The organism is Marisediminicola sp. LYQ134, assembly GCF_046599635.1.
GTDB lineage: Bacteria > Actinomycetota > Actinomycetes > Actinomycetales > Microbacteriaceae > Marisediminicola.
In genome coordinates this window covers 474,065-490,781 of the sequence record NZ_JBKIWP010000002.1, presented here as the reverse complement: position 1 = coordinate 490,781, position 16,717 = coordinate 474,065, and the positions used below count along the sequence as shown (strand labels likewise).

Below are 16,717 nucleotides of genomic sequence, written 5' to 3'. Positions count from 1 at the left end.
ATGAGATTCAACGACACCGACCGCGCCGTCGACCCTTCCGGAAGAGAAGCGCTCGAAACCATGCTCGCCACCCGCGCAGCGGCGCCTGCCACCCTCACCCGCTCGAAGTATGCGGCCCTCTCGGCGGACGAGCGCAGCGACTACAACGACGCTCGGGTCGCTTGGCTGTCCGGCGGCATCATCGCTGGAACCCCTTCGCTACACCGAGCGAAGACCACCATCCGCAGCCTCATGTCCCAGAACCTGCGCCGAAACAGCGGACACCTCGGCTTGATGATTAGCGGCGATTCCACCCTCGGGAAGACGTTCATCTCCGAGGCGGTCATGAAGTACACCTACCGCGCCTACGAGAAACAGTTCCCCGACTTCCGAAGCGCCGGACGTGTACCGGTCGTGCGGATTGAGGTCCCTGCCGGATGCACCGGAAAGCTTCTGATGATTGCGTTTGCCCAGTTTTTCGGCATCAGCCATGCACGAAGCGAAACTGCCGACGCCATCCGCCATCGGGTAGTCGACGCGCTGAACGCCGCCCGCACCCAGCTGATTGTCGTGGACGAGCTACACAACCTCACCGCCGCAAATCGCGGCAACGGCGAATCCATCGACATCCTCAAATCGCTCCACAACCAGGTGCCGGCGCTCTTCGTATACCTGGGCATCGACCTCAACCAGGGTGCCCTCCTCGGAGGAACGAGAGGTCAGCAACTCAGCGCACGCTTCTCACAAATCACCCTCCCTCGCTACAACCTCAGCAACACCGACCACATGGACGAATGGCTGTCACTCATCCACGCGTTCGAGAGCGCCCTCCCCCTCCTCGACCACAAGCAGGGGACCCTCACCGACCTGGCCACCTACCTCCACGACCGCACGGGCGGGTCAATCGGGTCGCTCGGGCGCCTCGTGCTCGGGGCAGCCATCGACCTCATCGACGACCCCGACATCCAAGCCGAAGCCCTCACCCGCGAGGTCCTCGACGCACAAATCCTCGACATCAAAGCCGAGGACCACTACGCCACGCGCCCCATCTCCGCCAAGACCACCCAAACCACGAAGACCACGAAGACCACGAAGACCAAAAGGACCCAGTCATGAACACCCACGAGCTCCTCCGCCCCTACCCATTCACCGTGAAGCCCGCGCACCTCGAGACCGCGGCCAGCTACACCGACCGCCTCCTCGCCGCGAACTTCGAGAACGACACCCACCGTCGGCAGCTCGAACGAATCAGCCGCACCGAACTCGCCCATGCTCCGGACAACGAGCGCTGGAACATCGTCCTGGCAGCCAAAGCGGGCCGCGACCTCCACCACGTCCTCACCCCGCACCGCGCACGCCCCATCCACCCCGACGGCACAACATGCTCGTGGTGCGTCACCGGCATCACCGACCGGGTCATGTGCACCCTCTGCGCCAACGGCGAGACGATAGCTCAGCACCCGCACTTCGAGGCGAACATCTGCATCACCCACCGGCGCTGGGTTGGCCCCGGAACCACTGCCACGCAACAAAGCACCGTCAACGACGCCTGCATCCGCGCTGAGCGCCAGTTCCAGCGACTCCGCCGCGAGAACCGAATCGACGCCACCCTCTACAGTCTCCTCACCACCCACATCCAGGATGGCGCAGCGATGTCGGGACCAAACGACACCTACCCGAAGGTCATCGCACTGGCGGCTGCACTCACAAGCGACGCCTTCGGACTCCCCTTCTTCAACCCCGCCCGAACGTTCACCGAAGCTCACTCCACCCTCGAAACCACCATCGCCGACACGCTCGGCGCACCCAATCGCGCGCTCGCGGATGCCCTGTGGTTTCAGCTCCGCCCCAGCGCCCTCAGCCTCCGCGAAAGCATCGCGAACAACACGCACTACGCACTCGCCAGTGCGCACGACCTCCCCATCCACCCGACAGCCGTCAGACGTTTCCGCAACTACTCCGGCGACCTCGAGCCTTTTGAGAACTACCTCGGCGTCGTTCTCGATGAACCGCTGAAACTCACCGACGCCAAGCACCCAGCAGTCAGGCACCATTTCGCACCCTCCACGGCCCCCTCCCCTGTGAGCTTCGCCACCATCTGCGCCAAGGGTCACCGCACCAGCCGCGCCCGGAAGAGCACCTGCGGCGTCTGCAACGGCCGCACCATCCACGCTGGATACAACGACCTCGGCACCAAACGGTCCGATGTCGCAGCGCAATGGCACCCAACCCGAAATGGGAACGTGACCCCCGCCGACGTGTTTCCTGCGTCAAGCACGAAGTACTGGTGGCTATGCCCGGCCCAACAACACTCCTTCCATGCCTCGCCGTCCAACCGCACCTCCGCCAACTCCGGCTGCCCCGTCTGCATCGGACGCATCGTCGAACCCGGACGCACCGACCTCAAGACGCTCTACCCGAAAGTCGCCGCCGAATGGAACTATGAGAAAAACCGCGGGCACAACATCGACACCATCGCACCGGGGTCGAACACCATGCTCTGGTGGAACTGCCCGGCGGGCCACACCTACCGAAAGACGATTGGCAACCGCACCCGAACCCACGTGGCAGGAGAGCCCCGCAACACCGGATGCCATGTTTGCCCGCGCGTCAAGGACCGCCGCCGCACGATTGCCGCCGCACGACCCGACCTCGCGGAGCAGTGGGACCACGCCGAGAACGGCGACCTCACTCCAGAGAACGTGACCATCGGGTCAAGCCGTCAAATCGCATGGCGCTGCCCCGATGGCGACCACCAGTACACCCAGCGCCCCGAGCGCCGCCACAAGGGCTACGGTTGCCCGTTCTGCTCAGGCCAAGCCCATGAAGTCGGAATCAACGACTTCACCACACTCTTCCCTCGACTCGCGTCGGAATGGAACAGGCGCCGTAACGGTGTCATCGAACCTTGCGACCGCATCGCGCGCACACGCAAGGTCTCATGGGAATGTCACTTCGCCTGCCACGTCGTTGACCAGACCACCCAGAACCGCATCAAATCTGCCGGCTGTCCACAGTGCGCTCCCGAAAACCGGGTGGGCTTCTAACCAGAGACTCACCTAAAAAGAAGCGAACAGCACCCGCTGTTCGCTTCTTTTTTGTCATGACGGGGGAAAGTCTCGATTGTTCTGAGACAACGCGGCTCCTTCGCTAGGCGCACACTCCAGCGTTTCCGTGGTCTTGAGATCGACTCGTGGTCTCGATTTGCTCAAGACTGGACAACTAGATGGCACTTGTCTCAAGTTAGTTGGCACCGTTCGGCCCATACAGGGGTAACCCTTCTGGCTGAACCGGAGCCCGCAGCGGCTACCGCAGTTCCCTACACTCGCTCGACTGGCCCAGTTGACTGAGCTGACGCCATTCAGCGACCTGTGCTCGAAAACGCCTAAGTGAGGGTTCCGGCGGTTTTGATTTCGGCCATGAGTTTCGAGCACTTCCGAACACAGGGATTCCGGGCACCTAAACGACGCCCGCCGAAGTGCTCACTAACGATCGTTTCCGGACTGACAGGCGGGCAGCGAAATCACCTTCAGAGTGGGTCGTCCACGCCGGCGAAGGTGTTCTCGAAGTTGTCCAACCACGACCATCGATCGATTGGCCAGCTGATGACGATCGCCCGGCCGACCACGCTGCTGTATGCCACCGTTCCGCCTCCGGGCCCGGTCATGTTGTAGCGGGAATCGCGTGAGTTGTTGCGGTTGTCGCCCATCACCCATAACGAGTCTGTCGGGACCGTCACGTCGAACTCGACCCTGGCTGGCGCGGAAGCTCCTGGAGCAAATTGAATGTAGGGCTCATCAAGCGGAAGCCCGTTCAGGGTCACCTGATCCAGCTCGTTGCAACAGACGACGGTGTCGCCCGGAAGTCCGATCACCCGTTTGACGAGGTGGTTGTTCGTATCCGCGGGGATCAGACCCACGAAGGCCAACGCGCCACTGACGATCCGCTCGAGCGGAGTGCTATCGCCCTCAGGAGAGGGAGGAAGCCACCCGCCGGGGTCTTCAAAGACAACGACGTCGCCTCTCTCGATTGGCACCAGGCCGTGAAGGAGCTGGTTGACGATTACCCGATCGTCAATCATCAGTGTGGGCTCCATGGACCCCGAAGGGATGTAGAAAGAGCGGACCACGAACGTTTTCAGCACGAATGAGATGAGGATGGCAACAAGGAGGATCACGACGACGTCGCGGATGAACGTTCCCACCGACGAACCCCTCGGCGTAGCGTTCGCAGACCCCACGGGTGAAGCTTCATTCAGAGTCATGTGGTCCCTCGATCGTCGTCAGATACCGGACTATAAGTGGATTCTGACTCACATTCGAGCGCCGGGTGACGCTCCACGGCGGCTAACCGAAACTGATCGTTTGTGAACGGGGTCGGCAGACGGGTTGCTTGCAGGCGAGCGCAGCGCGCTGATCGCGGTCACTGGCAACGGACTACCGCCGCAGCTGCATTTCATGAGCATCCTCAGTTAAGGATGAACGCCGGGCGGACATGTACGGAGTATGTGGCCAATAATCATTCCGGGGGGCAGGCATGGATGAGCTCGACGATCTCCTCACAGACGCGCGTCCTCCCAGCGCTGCCGATACCGAGCACGGGAGCAATCTCGCTGTACTTCTCGCCCAGCACATGGGGTGGCCGAAGAGGGCCCCGCAACGCGGCGGAACCACCGCGGCCGAGTCGGCCTGGGCCTGGGCCTGTCGCTGATCCTTGTCGGAGGCGCGGCTGCTGCGGCAGCACCGATCTGGGCGGACTGGGCCCCGTGGGAGCCTGACACCATGATCGAGCGCGAATTCCCGGTGGCTGGTGGTGCTGCCTCCTGCACGGTCCTCGTTCGCGTCATGCCCGACGACGTTACCGCCGGTGCTGATCAAGAAGCACGGTTACGAGAAGCACGAGCCTTCCTGGCTGAGAATGACTGGTCAACGTTAGAAGCAACGACAATCGACAGCATTCCTACGGCGGAGCTCGCGGGCAAGCGCCGACAGGGTGTTTCCGATGAGCTGATACTGACCATGCACGTCAGCGATCAGGTGTTCATCGCGCTCGACACTGCCGGTCACATGGGCGAGGGTGTCAGGCTCGAACAAGCCTCGCGATGCTCTCCGGAACAACTGTGAACCGCATGCGACGACGAGGAACCGCGGACCATAGAACGGTGGCACTGCTGCATGAACGGGTGGCGCCAGATCTCCTCCGCTACCTCGAAAGAGTGGCGGGATCACGAGAAGACGCGGCCGACCTTCTGGCAGAAACCTTCCTCACGGCCTGGCGTCATCGGGACCGCATCCCACCGGACGACGAAGACGCCCGAATGTGGATGTTCGTCACCGCCCGACACGTGTCTAGCAACTGGCGCCGCGGAAACCAGCGCCGAGTGAACCTGTCGAACCTGCTCCGAGATGAACTGGCCACTGCCGCACCACCCCGAGATGAAACCACGCCTGAGGTGTTGGACACGCGGGCCGCCGTTGCCGCCCTTCCCGCGAACTTGCGCGAGATCGTGACGTTGATGCACTGGGACGGCTTCACGGTCCCCGAAGCGGCTCGCATCACTGGAATACGGGAGAGCACTGCGCGCGGACGGTATCAACGAGCCCGTGCGCAACTGCGCGTCGCTCTTGGGCGCTCAGAAGCGGACCCCGTCGAAACACTTAGCCCTCATGACCACAGCAAGCTCAGGAGCACACCATGACTCGTCACTCCCCCTCACGGCAAGCCGTCCGCAGACGGAATGCAAACAGGGCTTCGATAGCGGCGCCACTTCTCGTGGCCCTGCTGCTGACCGGATGCGCCGCCACAAATCAAACAGCCGATGGTGATGAGTCCGCGCCCTCAGCACCAGCGAGTCCGACCCCGAGTCGGGTGGATGCGGACTGGGACCCGGTCGACGAGTCAGGTGTCGGTCCTGCGACTCTCACGATCCCAAGGCCGTCCCCGGATGCGTTCTACCTGATGGCGACTTTCACTTGTTCGAGTGGGGACTTTATGGTGGAGCTGCAAGAAGATCCCCGCGTGTTCATGAGCGGCACCTGCGGCGGCTCTGGTAGTTACCAGATGCCACTGCCCGCCGACATCTCAGCGTTGAACCTCACCGTCAGCATTGACGACGTAACCGGGTTCACTTTCGCCGGCACTTTCATGCCCAAGGCCTAGGGCCACGTCGTCGGTTCGACTTGCGGATAGAACACGAGCCACTCAGGGCGAGATGCCGCAAACGCCCCAATATAAGATCCACTCATGAATCGGCTGGCGAACACGAAGCTGAAGTTGCGCAAGCTGGTTGCCGTTGTGGTCATGGTCGCTGTGCTGACCGGCTGCACCTCGGGCGCCACACCAGCCGCGGGTGACGCGGCATCATTCGTTGAACTCGCACAGGAGCGCCTCGGTAGCTTGGCCGGTGTCGAGGACATCACGGTTTCTCAGTACCCGAGAGACCCCGACGCCGACCCCACCGCTTTAAACGGATTGGACGCGACACTCTGGGGTGTGGAGCTGACGGTCTCGATGGCTGAGACTGCCACCGCCGAGGAGGTAACTGCCGCAGCGGTCGCCGGGGCCAGCTTCTCGACGGACGAGGCGGTCGACGGAAAATGGACCGCCCGGCTTCTCGCGGGTCCGGAGAGGACAGTCCCCGAGGATGACACCTCGTCACGTCGTGCGGTCACCCTGGAAGTTTTCCCCGTCAGCGACCTCCCGCTTGAGGACGTCGTCGAGTCCGCCCTGCGGATCTCAACGTCGCCAGGTGTCGACTCTGTATCGACCTTCCAAGGTCGCACCGCTGTGACCTCCCCCGACGCTGCATCGCTCGCGGTCGCATACGACGGTGTCTCGGCGGAGTCCCTCCTTGCGACGGGGGGCGACTACCGGACCGTCGATGGGCGAGTGCAGCTCACTGTTCTGTCCGAGCAGGTGTCCCCCGCGGTCACTCGCGCGATCATCGCGCAAGCGGCCAGCTATCCGGCCGCGGATGTCGCACTAGTGGCACCACTCGACGGCCCGTCTGCCCCCTCGCTGTTCTTCAACCGAGTTGCTGAAGGTGAGGCCACGGCTATCCTCGCAGCGCTGACTGACCCTGCACTTGCCAGTGAACTGGTCGCGCCATTCACGATTCCCATCGCAATCCGCGCGAACACAGGGGATCAGGGCGGCTTCGTCGGGAACGTGGACCCAGCAGCACCGTGAGCCCCGGCGCTACATAGTCGCGGATACCAGAGCAGGTGGGTGACTTGCTCGCCCGTAAGCGGATCGTCTCACGGGCAGCGCGAAGCGCAGGCGCCAGAATCTTGCAGGATCGAGATGAGTTCGGGCGACTTTGGTACAGACCGGGTGTTATTTCTCGCCGTATTTCAAGTAGCGATACCTTTTCGACAACTTGCTAGCGCGCACCATTGCGTAGACCATGACGGTCACGGTGAAGGCGAGTGCCGCAACCCAGATCATCCAGGCGGTTGTTGATCCGTCACTTTCTATCGCCGAGACGAGAAACGCTCCTTGGACGGAGAAAGACAGCACTGCCGCGACAACGTAACTACGGATGCGGGTTGCCAGGAGCTGTTCTTCAGTCATGGCGGCTGTCGTGTCCGCTAGTCATCCGCTCGCGGGCTTTGTCGACGTCAGTTCCGATTGCTCCCATGAGGAAGTGTCTGCGGACCACATTCACGTTCGATTGTCCGAGTGGTCGTCTGGGTCTCTAACCAGGATCCTCGACTGCGGTGAGTTTTCTCGGCCGAAGTTGACTATCGCGATAATGGCGACGACAAGGGTGCAGGCAGCTCCTATGGGCGTGAACCAATTCGTCGACGCTCCGGAAAAGATCAACCCAAGGCTTGCAATGATGACGAGCGAGGCTGCCACAGCCAGGATCCAACCAACCAAGCGCATCCGTCTTCTCCGTTCGCCAAGCGAATTTGACGATAGCACCGCCCGTATCCCATGGAGCGTTGCTCGATGACTCACTCCGCTGGCCCGAGGGGCGCCTGGCCGGCGGCGTGCACGTTCGGTCTCCATCCGATGGCCAGCCTCCGGGGATTGCAGGTGTCCGTAAACGGATGGCTTACGGGCATCTCCAACGCCCCGCACACTTCACACTGGGACGCGGCCTGGAAACGCGTCAACGTATTTCGAAGAATGACCCGCCCGCGAGAATCCTGTCGACTATCTCGAGGCTCAGGAGTAGGTCCGCTGCGAGAACGTGTCGATGAACACCCCTCGCCGCCGCTTCTCGGATTAGTTGGCTTCGCTCTTCACTTTCATCTTTCACCCGCGTCACGCTGTCAACAAAGGGGTGGATGCGCGCGGCGATTGCTGCAACACCGAGATCGTCCCGAACACCCGTCGGCTCACGGGACATGTCGATCAACCAGTCGTTCTTCAGAGGGGGACCCCCGACGAGCGGGTTCTCGGGCTGCTTCTTTTCATCCACGATGACATCCGTCCCTCGAGGCGCCGTCCCCCGATCCGGCCACGCTACTAGCGACCGGAGCGCTAGGCCGACCTACATAGGTGCCCGTTAGCGAATCCCCTGCGGGACGCTGATTCTCGTCGGCCGGCGGGTCGCCGTGGTCAGTGCGACGATGAAGCCATCCCCTTCTGGCGAACCGACGCTCGTCCCCGAGTTGCTGGTCACCAATCTCGACAGGAGCCTCACCTTCTGGTGTGACCAGTGCGGGTTCACGGTGCGCTACTCGCGCCCTGAGAAGCGATTCGCCTACGTGACCCTCGGGTCTGCGCACGTCATGCTCAAGGAAGCGGGTGCCGGTCGAAACTGGATCACTGGGCCGTTGGATCCGCCACTGGGGCGCGGGATCAACTTGCAGATCACCGTGCCCGACTCTGCGGGTTTTGCGGCGTCACTCGAAGCGGCCGGGGTAGCGCTCTTCATGCAGATAGAGACGAAGTGGTACCGCGTCGATGACAATCAGGAGGCCGGTGTACAGCAATTTGTCGTGACTGATCCCGACGGGTACCTCCTACGATTCCAGTCGCCTTTGGGGCGCAGAGCGATGGTCCGGTAGAGGATCCCTCAGCGGACGACGACGAACCGCTCGATAACCACGAGAGAGTCATCGGTGACCTCGTGACTCGGGCCGAGCTCGAGACGCATCTCGTCGGAGCTCCAGAACGTCATGTGCCCAGCGCGCCAGTCGGCGACGGTTTCGTAACCCTCGCCCTCGGCCAGCGCATGATGCAAACTCACGCTCCGAAGCGGAACGATATCGACAGCCGTGGTCTCGATAACCAACGTCTTCTCGCCAGCCGAGTCGACGGCGACGCCTCTGTGCCCCGGAACGGGAACTGGCTCATCTCCGACTTCGTACTCAACCAACAACGAGCTCGTCGTTGTCTTGGCCCCCGACTCGATGGCGGCTAGCAGCCTGTCGCGGAGAGGGCCCGGGAAGGCGAACTCGATGATGGGCAGGTCGTCGCTCACCCACTGAGTCAAGCACGCTCGGAGCCATCCGCTGCGCCGCAACAGGCCTCCCTTGTTCTGAGGGCCCGTGCGTCCGATAGCCGACCCCCTATCGAGACATGACCAGGAAGTACCGATCGGTAGGCGGGCAGTCTGTTGCTCGGGGTTGTGTTCGCAAAACTCGTGCTCAGGAGGGGGTGGGCGTGAACGTAGCCTGGTCGCATGCCTACAGTCCGCGACCTATTCTCCATCGGGGAAGTCAGTGCGCACACTGGCCTCAGTGTCGACACCCTCCGTTTCTATGAGCGTGAGGGCCTGTTTCCGCCTCCCCAGCGGAGCGCGGGCGGTCGTCGAGGTTTCTCAAAGGCCGACATCGGCTGGATCGGTATCTGTCAGCGTCTGCGCGCCTCCGGGATGCCACTGCCGGAGATCGCCCGGTACGCCGCGATGGTTCGAGCAGGGTCGGGCAACGAGGGTGAGCGCCTAGAGCTGTTGCAGCGTCACGAAGCGCAGGTGCGGGCCCAGATGGCGGTCCTGCAGGACGCACTCGACCTCATCTCCACGAAGGTGGCCGTCTACACCGAGGCTGTGTCGACGGGGACCGCAGGTGGATTGTTCGTCAGCGATGATGCCGATGACGCCTACTTCGCCGCCAGGAGCGAGGCTTCGTCACAGGGGCGCCCACCGACTTCCTAACCTCACGGGTGCTGAGCTTGACCTGGAGTTGACTCCAGGTTCTACGGTTGCGGTACTGGCCATCGAGTGCTCCTGGCGAGCATGGAGAGAAGCCATCGACAACTGACCGTAAGGAAGAACATGTCTGCATTCATCGACCCCAATGACACCCGATATGACGAGCGCTCGCGCGCGCTCGTGCAGGTCGGCCGCGACGCCATCGCCCAGGAGAACCCTGCCGTGCTGCGGGAGTACTTCAGCGAGGACTTCACGTTCCACGGCCCTGGCGTCGATCTCGACTTCGCGGGGCTCGAGGTCTTCTTCGCGCAGATGCGTACGGCATTCAGCGGCTTCTACTGCGAGCGTTACGAGATCGTCTCGTCGGGCTCCCTCGTCGGGTGCCGTACGGAGATGGGCGGCATCTTCGACGGGCCGTTCGAGCCGTCGCCGTTCGGCACGGTCCAACCTCATGGCGGGAAGTTCACGCTGACACTGATCAACATCTTCCGCTACGACGAGACCGGCAAGCTCGCGGAGGAATGGGTGCAGTACGACAACCTCGAGACAATGCGCCAGCTCGGAGTCGAGCTCGCCCCGGTCGGTACGCCCAGAGCCTGAACCACGGGAATGGCGGTCGGCACCACCGCTGGAGGTGCCGTTCCGTGTGTACCGCGCCGCACGCGACCGGACTAGTTCGCGCGGAGCCCTCACTGGGAGCTTCTGAAGTTCGGATGCGTGGGACATGGGTGGCTATTGACCGCGTCCGGGGAGGCATCCGCTGACGGGCACGCGATTCGCGGCGGACGGGCGTTGGATGCTTCATTCTGTGATTAGCGTGTGGTTTGCTGAGCAAAGCGATGGGTAACGCCCTAGCCGAAGGGTTGTGAGGATGACGAACTCAAGTGATCAGTGGGTGGCGATTTACACTCGCTACGTTGTGCCGGCGCTGGGTTTCATCGGCGCGCTAATCTGCCTTTTCCTCGCAGGCTATTTCTTCGCGAACGGTGATCCTGACCGCGGCTGGATGCTGGTTGGGTTCGCAGTTATCGGGGGCGCTGCGATTGTGGTGGGCCAGCTGGTCATCCGAAAACGAGGGATGTACAAGGTCAAATAGGCCCTATGCAAAGCATGCTTCGCGTATCCCAGTAACAAACAAGATTCGTCTACGGCTCACAGTTGAGCCAGCAGACGAAACAACAGCAAGTTGATGGCGTGGTGCGCATCCGGTGTTAAGGCCCGCGCGAGCATCAGCGGTCCTAAGCCTTCTCTGGGGACAGGAGGTCGTGGTCGGCGTTCTCTATCCACCGTCGGCTAACGGACGCCCACGATGCTCAAGTCTCAAGAGCACCCGTAATCGACCCAACATGCATCATCGACTACGGCAGCAGGTGAAACCGTCTGTGCCAAACTTGCGCGCATGAATCGTCCCTTGATGGCTGCAGCCATCACTTTCGCCGTGGCGATCCTAGCGATATGCGTAAGTGCTCTCTACGGAAATGTCACCCGAGAGAGCCTTCTCGCGGTTGAGGCCTCGGAGACATCCGGCGTGGCGGAAGTCATGCTGACAATCGGATACGGCGGACTCAGCCTCGCCGCGCTCAGCGGCGCAAGCATCCTCGTTCTTGGGCCTGTCGTTCTATATCGCTCCAGACGTCGCGCATAGCCCGCCGTCACAGCGACGACGGCCGGTAGGTCATCGGCCCACGGAGCGTAGTCATTCAAGTAATTTGAGTTCCGAGTGCAGGTTGCTGGGAACGCCGGTTGCATTGTGCGACCATCGCACGTGACCATGCGATGGAGAATCATCTTGATCGGCCTCGCGGCATTTTGCGCCGTGGGCTGTGTTCTCTCACTGCGTGCCGGTTCAGGCACGGCACCGCTGTGGGTTCTGCTGTTGTGTCTCACCGCTGTCGTTGGTTTCGGACTGCGTAAGCGCGACACGTCTGAGTCCCCCCGAACCAAAACGGCGGCGATCCTCGCCACGATTTTGATCGTCGTGGGCTCGGTGACTCTTGTGATCGTTGACGACATGCATGTGATCGACAACATCAGGTGAGTCAGCTCAGTGGCCTCGCTGCACCTACGCAAGCATCCGGGCAGGGATCCGCTCAGGGGCGTCATTCGTGACTTTGTTGTGCAGTGAGCGCGACGGACCGCTCGTGGGCTGCTTGCTGCGGACCGGGTTGCGCGGCCTAACGTTGAGCGAATTAAGGGAGGATCGACATTCGGTCACAACGACTTCGCTCGGCCCCGGCAACATACGTCCTGACGTCGATTGCCCTGATCGGTGCTGCCCTGTTCTTCGCAGTGATCGTTGTTTTCAGCATGGCGTCACTCTTCGGTCCGAGCGCGACCCAGTACTGCATTGAATCCAGCGCACTGGCGCGCGAGGGCTCTGGCATCGGTTGGTCGCCAAGTTACTGGCCAATCGGCATCGACTGCACCATCACGTCCCGCGCGGGAGTTGTCGAGGAGATCCTGGCATCCGATTGGGCGGTCACGTCGCTCGCTCTTGTCAGTACATCGCTCTTTGCGATCGGGTGCGTCAGCCTCGTGGCCGCAGTTATTGCCAACCGTCGCGCACCCGCGATCACTTCGAACCATGCCGAATCGAATGAACTCCCTATGTCGAACGAAGCGGGGCGCTAAGTAACGTCGACAGAGTGCCCATTGAGGGATCCCTTGCGGGACGAGTCCGCGCACTTGGCAGGTGACTGATCATCCGATGTGTCAGGGCCGAAACTCGGGTGGCCGCTCTCCCGGCGGTCTATGGGGGGCGCCGGGTGACTGGAATCCACCACTCGAGGCACCGTGGATTGCAGTTCCGATAACCTCGATCGCGCGCGATAGCGCTCTGCCCACGCCCTTTACAAGCCTCAAGCCGAGTCCTGCTTTCTTGGAGTCCATACTTTGATCATCCCCCTCTGGGGTCGAATCGGTTAGGTCTTTCAAACATCGCTCCAGTGACGACATGCCGATCCAGGGCAAGCGGACGGTAGCCGATCCTTCGACGGCGCTGTCGCCCACTGGGACGTGACCTATCTCGCAGTGATTGTGACATCCGCAGCGCTAGCGAAAACGATGAAGTTCACTTCACCCTCGCGCTGCGCGCCCTCTTCGTCCTGGCAGTACGCCGTCGCGGTGTAGCGGCCGGGAAACAGAGACTCGGTGATGCTGCCACCGAGCGGAATCACAGCAGCGTCCTCCGTGAGTCCCTCGCCATTGATGGGTGTGCCAGAAACGATGACGTTGCACATACCTTCGGCACGCTCGAAGTCACCGGTGACGCCGATCGCCACCTTTCTCGCGCCGGAAAATCCAGCAATCGCGATGAAGGATGCGACGGCGAGCAGGACCACCACGACTATCACCGGAGCATATCTTCTCGGCCTCACGGCCATCATGCTAGTCCGATGCATATCGCCCGTTTGGCGAATTCGATACGCAAGCGGCTTGTCCTAGCGTGGCAGTAGCAGTTGGCGCCCGACACCCCTCATTCAGTGCCGGGCTTTTCCGCGCCCAACACAGGCCGTACCGCACTGATCACCATCTCGCACGAGGAAGCCATCGACGACCGCGGAGGCTCGCAGACGGCGTTGGAGGGGAGCGAACTTCGGTCTCAGCGTGCTGGCCGTGAGGCACCACTTGCGGATTCGTACACCTCAACCACCGCGTCGACCCGCTGGACCACCTGGTCACGCCCTCGGATCATCGCCGCGCTGGCGGCGGCGATTGATTCCGGTTGACGCCGGAGTCGTGTGACGAGCGCGGCGATGCCCCCGGCGTCCGGAGTCTCGGTAAGGAAGCCACCACCCGGCGGGAGAACCTCGCCGAGGTCGGGGTCGCAGAAGAGCACGGGGAGACCGGATGCTGCCGCCTCGAGCATCACCATCGGCTGGTTGTCGAAGTCGTACGAACTCGATACCAGCACGTGGCTCGACCGCATGGCCTCGAGCACCTCCTGCTGCGGTACCGACCCGTGTAATACCAGCGGGGAACTCATCCGCTCGATCGACCGCCGTGAGAGACCATCGCCATACACATCCACCGAGACATCGTCGCCGAACGATCGAGCCGCTTCGGCGATCACGGCGGGCCGCTTTTCGGGCGAGAGTCGTCCGACCCACAGGAGACGCAGCGTCTCCGCCGGGCCGAGTCGACGCTCGACCGGCGTGCCGATACGGTCGAGCACGCTCGGTTCGAGCCCGTTCGATATCACCGAGATCTGCGTCTCGACTCCTTGCTCCCTGAGCTTGCGTGCGAAGTGCGCGGAGGGCACGATCACGCGGTCGCTTGCGCGGGACTGCGCGAGCATGAGGCGCCACATGCGTCTCGCCGGCAGGGTGGCGGTGTAGGGCGAGTCGGCCCGAACGCGGAGACCTCGATGGCTGATCTGCTGGGAATGGAGGGCTGCGAGCAGCGGAACAGTGATGGCGGGGACCGGCAGAACACTCGTCGTGTACACATCCACGCGGCCGTGCATCGTGTGGACGACCGGGATGCCCAGATCGCGAGCAGCGCGCACCCCCGCGAGGGCGGCGAACATCTCCGAATGGGTGTGCACCACGTCGATGCGCCGCTTCGCGAACTCCCGCCGCAGCATCGCCGCCGCGCCGCGCGGCGGCCAGGTGAACGGGTAGCCATCGGGTCTGAACACCCCCGAGACGGGAAGCGCGACGATCGACCGGTCGCCGCTCGTGTCGGCTAGCGGGCAGAACACCGTCACCTCATGACCGGCGTGGGCAAGGGCCTCCCGGAGCGACTTCACAGCCGTCTGCACGCCACCGAGCGTGGGCAGGTAGTAGTCGGTTACGAGGGCGATCCGCATGTCCCGAATCTAAGCGACAACGGTCGTAGGATTGGCGCCATGGGGGCAGCATCAGCAGGGGGCGCTGCGCCGAGCGCCGGGTCTCGAGGCGAAACCGCGTTAGTCACTGGTGCAAGCGGGTTCCTCGGCGGATATGTCGTGCGCGACTTGCGCGCACACGGCTACGACGTCATCGCGTCGGGCCGCAATGCCGCTGCGCTGCCCGCGGGGGCGACCTTCGTCGGCGACCTCGACGCCCTCGCGCGGGCGGACCTCGGCCGCACCGTGGATGTGGTCGTGCACTGCGCGGCGCTCTCGTCGCCGTGGGGTCGCTGGAGCGAGTTCGAGCATGCCAACGTCACCGGCACCGCGCGGGTGCTCGAGTTCGCCCGACGCGTCGGGTCACGTCGCCTAGTGCATATCTCCTCGCCCGGTATATACGCCGCCCCCCGCGATCGGGTGGGCATCCGGGAGCACGAGGTCGATCCGCGACATCCGATGAACTTCTACATCCGGTCGAAACTCGAGGCGGAGGCACTGCTGCAGGGTGCTGCGGCAGAGGGCGTGCAGCCGGAGATCGTGATGCTCCGCCCCCGCGGCATCATCGGTCGCGGCGACCCGAGCCTCGTTCCCCGGATCCTTCGTGTGCACGAGCGGTTCGGCATTCCGCTGGTGCACGGCGGACACGGACTCGTCGACCTGACCGCGGTGGAGAATGTCGCGTTGGCGGTGCGGCTCGCGGTCGAGGCACCGGGCGTGCACGGGCAGGCGTTCAACATCACGAACGGGGATCCTCGTCCCTTCGGCGCGGTGCTCGAACAGTTGCTTGCGGGGTTGGGTATCGAGCCACGGTACCGGCGGGTACCGGCGACGGTCGCATACGGGGTCGCGGCACTCCTTGAGGCGGTGTGCGGAGTTCTTCCCGGACATCCCGAGCCGCCCGTCACGCGGTACACCGTCACGACGATCGCCCAATCGCAGACCCTCGATATCTCCCGCGCACGGGATCTGCTCGGCTATCGGCCCGCGGTGACGCTCGACCAGAGCCTTGCAGGGTATGCGGGTGGCTGAGCTCACCTACTTCGCCTGTGGCGAGACCTCCCATGACATGAACCGACTGCTTCGCGGTGCCCGCCCTGAGCGCCGCATCTTTCCGGCGGGAGCGTTTCTGTACAGCTCTGGCGCACGGCGTGTGCTGTTCGACACCGGCTATGCGCCCGAACCGTGGCGCGCAGGAATCGGCGCGTGGGCGTATCGACAACTGTTGCCGCCTCGCATCGACGCTGGCGACACGATCGCGGGGCAGCTCGACCCCGCATCAGTCACACACGTCGTCCTTTCTCACCTGCACCCGGACCACATCGGCGGAATCCGCTTCTTCCCGGACGCCACATTCGTGCTCAGCGACGCGGCGCGCCGCACCCTCGAGCGTCCGCGGCTTCGCGAGGGGGTGTTTCGACGATTACTGCCTGCGTGGTTCGGGTCGGCGACGGTGGTGCCTTCGCCGACGTTCACGCCCGGCCCGTTCGGGCTCCGCACCGCGGATCTGTTCGGTGACGGGTCCTATCTGCTCGTCGACCTGCCCGGCCATGCCCGAGGTCACCTCGGCGCCCTCGTCGAGCAGCGGGTGCTGCTCGCCGGGGACGCGGCCTGGGGCCGCGACCTGCTCGGCGCGGAGCGCCGCATCCGTCTCATTCCGCGCCTGGTCAGTCACGACACAACCGCGCAACGCGAGACCGCGCAGTTGCTCCTGGCCGGGGAGCGTAAAGGGCTGCAACCACTTTTCAGTCACGATCAGCACCCTGCCGGTACGGACCTGCTATGACATCGAAGACAGGAGC

At 63.2% G+C, this 16,717-nt stretch carries 20 protein-coding genes; 14 read left to right on the top strand and 6 right to left on the bottom strand.

Annotated elements, in window-relative coordinates; genetic code table 11:
- Window positions 1–1,095 (top strand): TniB family NTP-binding protein, encoded by a 1,095-nt coding sequence (locus ACLHIH_RS10930; protein ID WP_411316843.1) that lies wholly within the window; start codon window positions 1–3, stop codon window positions 1,093–1,095.
- Window positions 1,092–3,026: a zinc-ribbon domain-containing protein gene (locus ACLHIH_RS10925; RefSeq protein WP_411316842.1), complete on the top strand. Its 1,935-nt coding sequence runs from the start codon at window positions 1,092–1,094 to the stop codon at window positions 3,024–3,026. The genes ACLHIH_RS10930 and ACLHIH_RS10925 overlap by 4 nt, the downstream gene beginning before the upstream one ends.
- 482 nt (window positions 3,027–3,508) lie before the next feature.
- Here the strand turns inward: ACLHIH_RS10925 and lepB are convergent, their stop codons facing one another.
- On the bottom strand, window positions 3,509–4,243 hold the full coding sequence (gene lepB / locus ACLHIH_RS10920; RefSeq protein WP_411316841.1) for a signal peptidase I: 735 nt from the start codon (window positions 4,241–4,243) through the stop codon (window positions 3,509–3,511).
- A gap of 517 nt (window positions 4,244–4,760) precedes the next feature.
- Here lepB and ACLHIH_RS10915 point away from each other — a divergent pair.
- The 4 genes from ACLHIH_RS10915 to ACLHIH_RS10900 all read left to right on the top strand — a co-directional run bounded on the left by ACLHIH_RS10915 (window position 4,761) and on the right by ACLHIH_RS10900 (window position 7,167).
- Window positions 4,761–5,102, top strand: coding sequence for a hypothetical protein (locus ACLHIH_RS10915; protein WP_411316840.1), 342 nt, complete (start codon window positions 4,761–4,763; stop codon window positions 5,100–5,102).
- A gap of 38 nt (window positions 5,103–5,140) precedes the next feature.
- A complete protein-coding gene (locus tag ACLHIH_RS10910; protein WP_411316839.1) occupies window positions 5,141–5,677 on the top strand; it encodes an RNA polymerase sigma factor in 537 nt (178 codons plus the stop codon).
- A gap of 74 nt (window positions 5,678–5,751) precedes the next feature.
- The gene (locus ACLHIH_RS10905; RefSeq protein WP_411316838.1) at window positions 5,752–6,138 is read left to right on the top strand and encodes a hypothetical protein; all 387 of its coding nucleotides are present in this window, start codon (window positions 5,752–5,754) and stop codon (window positions 6,136–6,138) included.
- Between the two features lie 84 nt (window positions 6,139–6,222).
- On the top strand, window positions 6,223–7,167 hold the full coding sequence (locus ACLHIH_RS10900; RefSeq protein ID WP_411316837.1) for a hypothetical protein: 945 nt from the start codon (window positions 6,223–6,225) through the stop codon (window positions 7,165–7,167).
- A 147-nt stretch (window positions 7,168–7,314) separates the two neighbouring features.
- Here the strand turns inward: ACLHIH_RS10900 and ACLHIH_RS10895 are convergent, their stop codons facing one another.
- On the bottom strand, window positions 7,315–7,551 hold the full coding sequence (locus ACLHIH_RS10895) for a hypothetical protein (RefSeq protein ID WP_411316836.1): 237 nt from the start codon (window positions 7,549–7,551) through the stop codon (window positions 7,315–7,317).
- Window positions 7,552–8,095: 544 nt separating this feature from the next.
- Entirely contained in the window at window positions 8,096–8,407 is a 312-nt protein-coding gene (locus tag ACLHIH_RS10890) for a hypothetical protein (RefSeq protein ID WP_411316835.1), read from the bottom strand.
- Between the two features lie 136 nt (window positions 8,408–8,543).
- On the opposite strand from ACLHIH_RS10890, the gene ACLHIH_RS10885 reads away from it, so the two are divergent.
- The gene (locus ACLHIH_RS10885; protein WP_411316834.1) at window positions 8,544–8,999 is read left to right on the top strand and encodes a bleomycin resistance protein; all 456 of its coding nucleotides are present in this window, start codon (window positions 8,544–8,546) and stop codon (window positions 8,997–8,999) included.
- 8 nt (window positions 9,000–9,007) lie between these two features.
- Here the strand turns inward: ACLHIH_RS10885 and ACLHIH_RS10880 are convergent, their stop codons facing one another.
- Entirely contained in the window at window positions 9,008–9,415 is a 408-nt protein-coding gene (locus ACLHIH_RS10880; protein WP_411316833.1) for an ASCH domain-containing protein, read from the bottom strand.
- Window positions 9,416–9,616: 201 nt separating this feature from the next.
- Here ACLHIH_RS10880 and ACLHIH_RS10875 point away from each other — a divergent pair, with 201 nt between their 5' ends.
- From ACLHIH_RS10875 to ACLHIH_RS10855, 5 genes are all read left to right on the top strand, one after another.
- Complete coding sequence (locus tag ACLHIH_RS10875) at window positions 9,617–10,090, top strand: MerR family transcriptional regulator (RefSeq protein ID WP_411316832.1); 474 nt, start codon at window positions 9,617–9,619, stop codon at window positions 10,088–10,090.
- 120 nt (window positions 10,091–10,210) lie between these two features.
- Complete coding sequence (locus tag ACLHIH_RS10870; protein ID WP_411316831.1) at window positions 10,211–10,687, top strand: ester cyclase; 477 nt, start codon at window positions 10,211–10,213, stop codon at window positions 10,685–10,687.
- Window positions 10,688–10,958: 271 nt separating this feature from the next.
- A complete protein-coding gene (locus tag ACLHIH_RS10865; RefSeq protein WP_411316830.1) occupies window positions 10,959–11,183 on the top strand; it encodes a hypothetical protein in 225 nt (74 codons plus the stop codon).
- Between the two features lie 693 nt (window positions 11,184–11,876).
- Window positions 11,877–12,125 (top strand): hypothetical protein, encoded by a 249-nt coding sequence (locus tag ACLHIH_RS10860; RefSeq protein WP_411316829.1) that lies wholly within the window; start codon window positions 11,877–11,879, stop codon window positions 12,123–12,125.
- A gap of 269 nt (window positions 12,126–12,394) precedes the next feature.
- Complete coding sequence (locus ACLHIH_RS10855; RefSeq protein ID WP_411316828.1) at window positions 12,395–12,718, top strand: hypothetical protein; 324 nt, start codon at window positions 12,395–12,397, stop codon at window positions 12,716–12,718.
- Window positions 12,719–13,107: 389 nt separating this feature from the next.
- Here ACLHIH_RS10855 and ACLHIH_RS10850 read toward each other — a convergent pair whose 3' ends face one another.
- Together ACLHIH_RS10850 and ACLHIH_RS10845 are read right to left on the bottom strand one after the other, a co-directional pair.
- Window positions 13,108–13,431, bottom strand: coding sequence for a hypothetical protein (locus tag ACLHIH_RS10850; RefSeq protein ID WP_411316827.1), 324 nt, complete (start codon window positions 13,429–13,431; stop codon window positions 13,108–13,110).
- 257 nt (window positions 13,432–13,688) lie between these two features.
- Window positions 13,689–14,897, bottom strand: a complete 1,209-nt coding sequence (locus ACLHIH_RS10845; protein ID WP_411316826.1) for a glycosyltransferase — start codon at window positions 14,895–14,897, stop codon at window positions 13,689–13,691.
- Here ACLHIH_RS10845 and ACLHIH_RS10840 point away from each other — a divergent pair.
- Window positions 14,799–15,947 (top strand): NAD-dependent epimerase/dehydratase family protein, encoded by a 1,149-nt coding sequence (locus ACLHIH_RS10840; RefSeq protein ID WP_411316825.1) that lies wholly within the window; start codon window positions 14,799–14,801, stop codon window positions 15,945–15,947. The genes ACLHIH_RS10845 and ACLHIH_RS10840 overlap by 99 nt on opposite strands.
- Window positions 15,940–16,701: an MBL fold metallo-hydrolase gene (locus tag ACLHIH_RS10835; protein ID WP_411316824.1), complete on the top strand. Its 762-nt coding sequence runs from the start codon at window positions 15,940–15,942 to the stop codon at window positions 16,699–16,701. The genes ACLHIH_RS10840 and ACLHIH_RS10835 overlap by 8 nt, the downstream gene beginning before the upstream one ends.
- Window positions 16,702–16,717 lie beyond the last annotated feature (16 nt).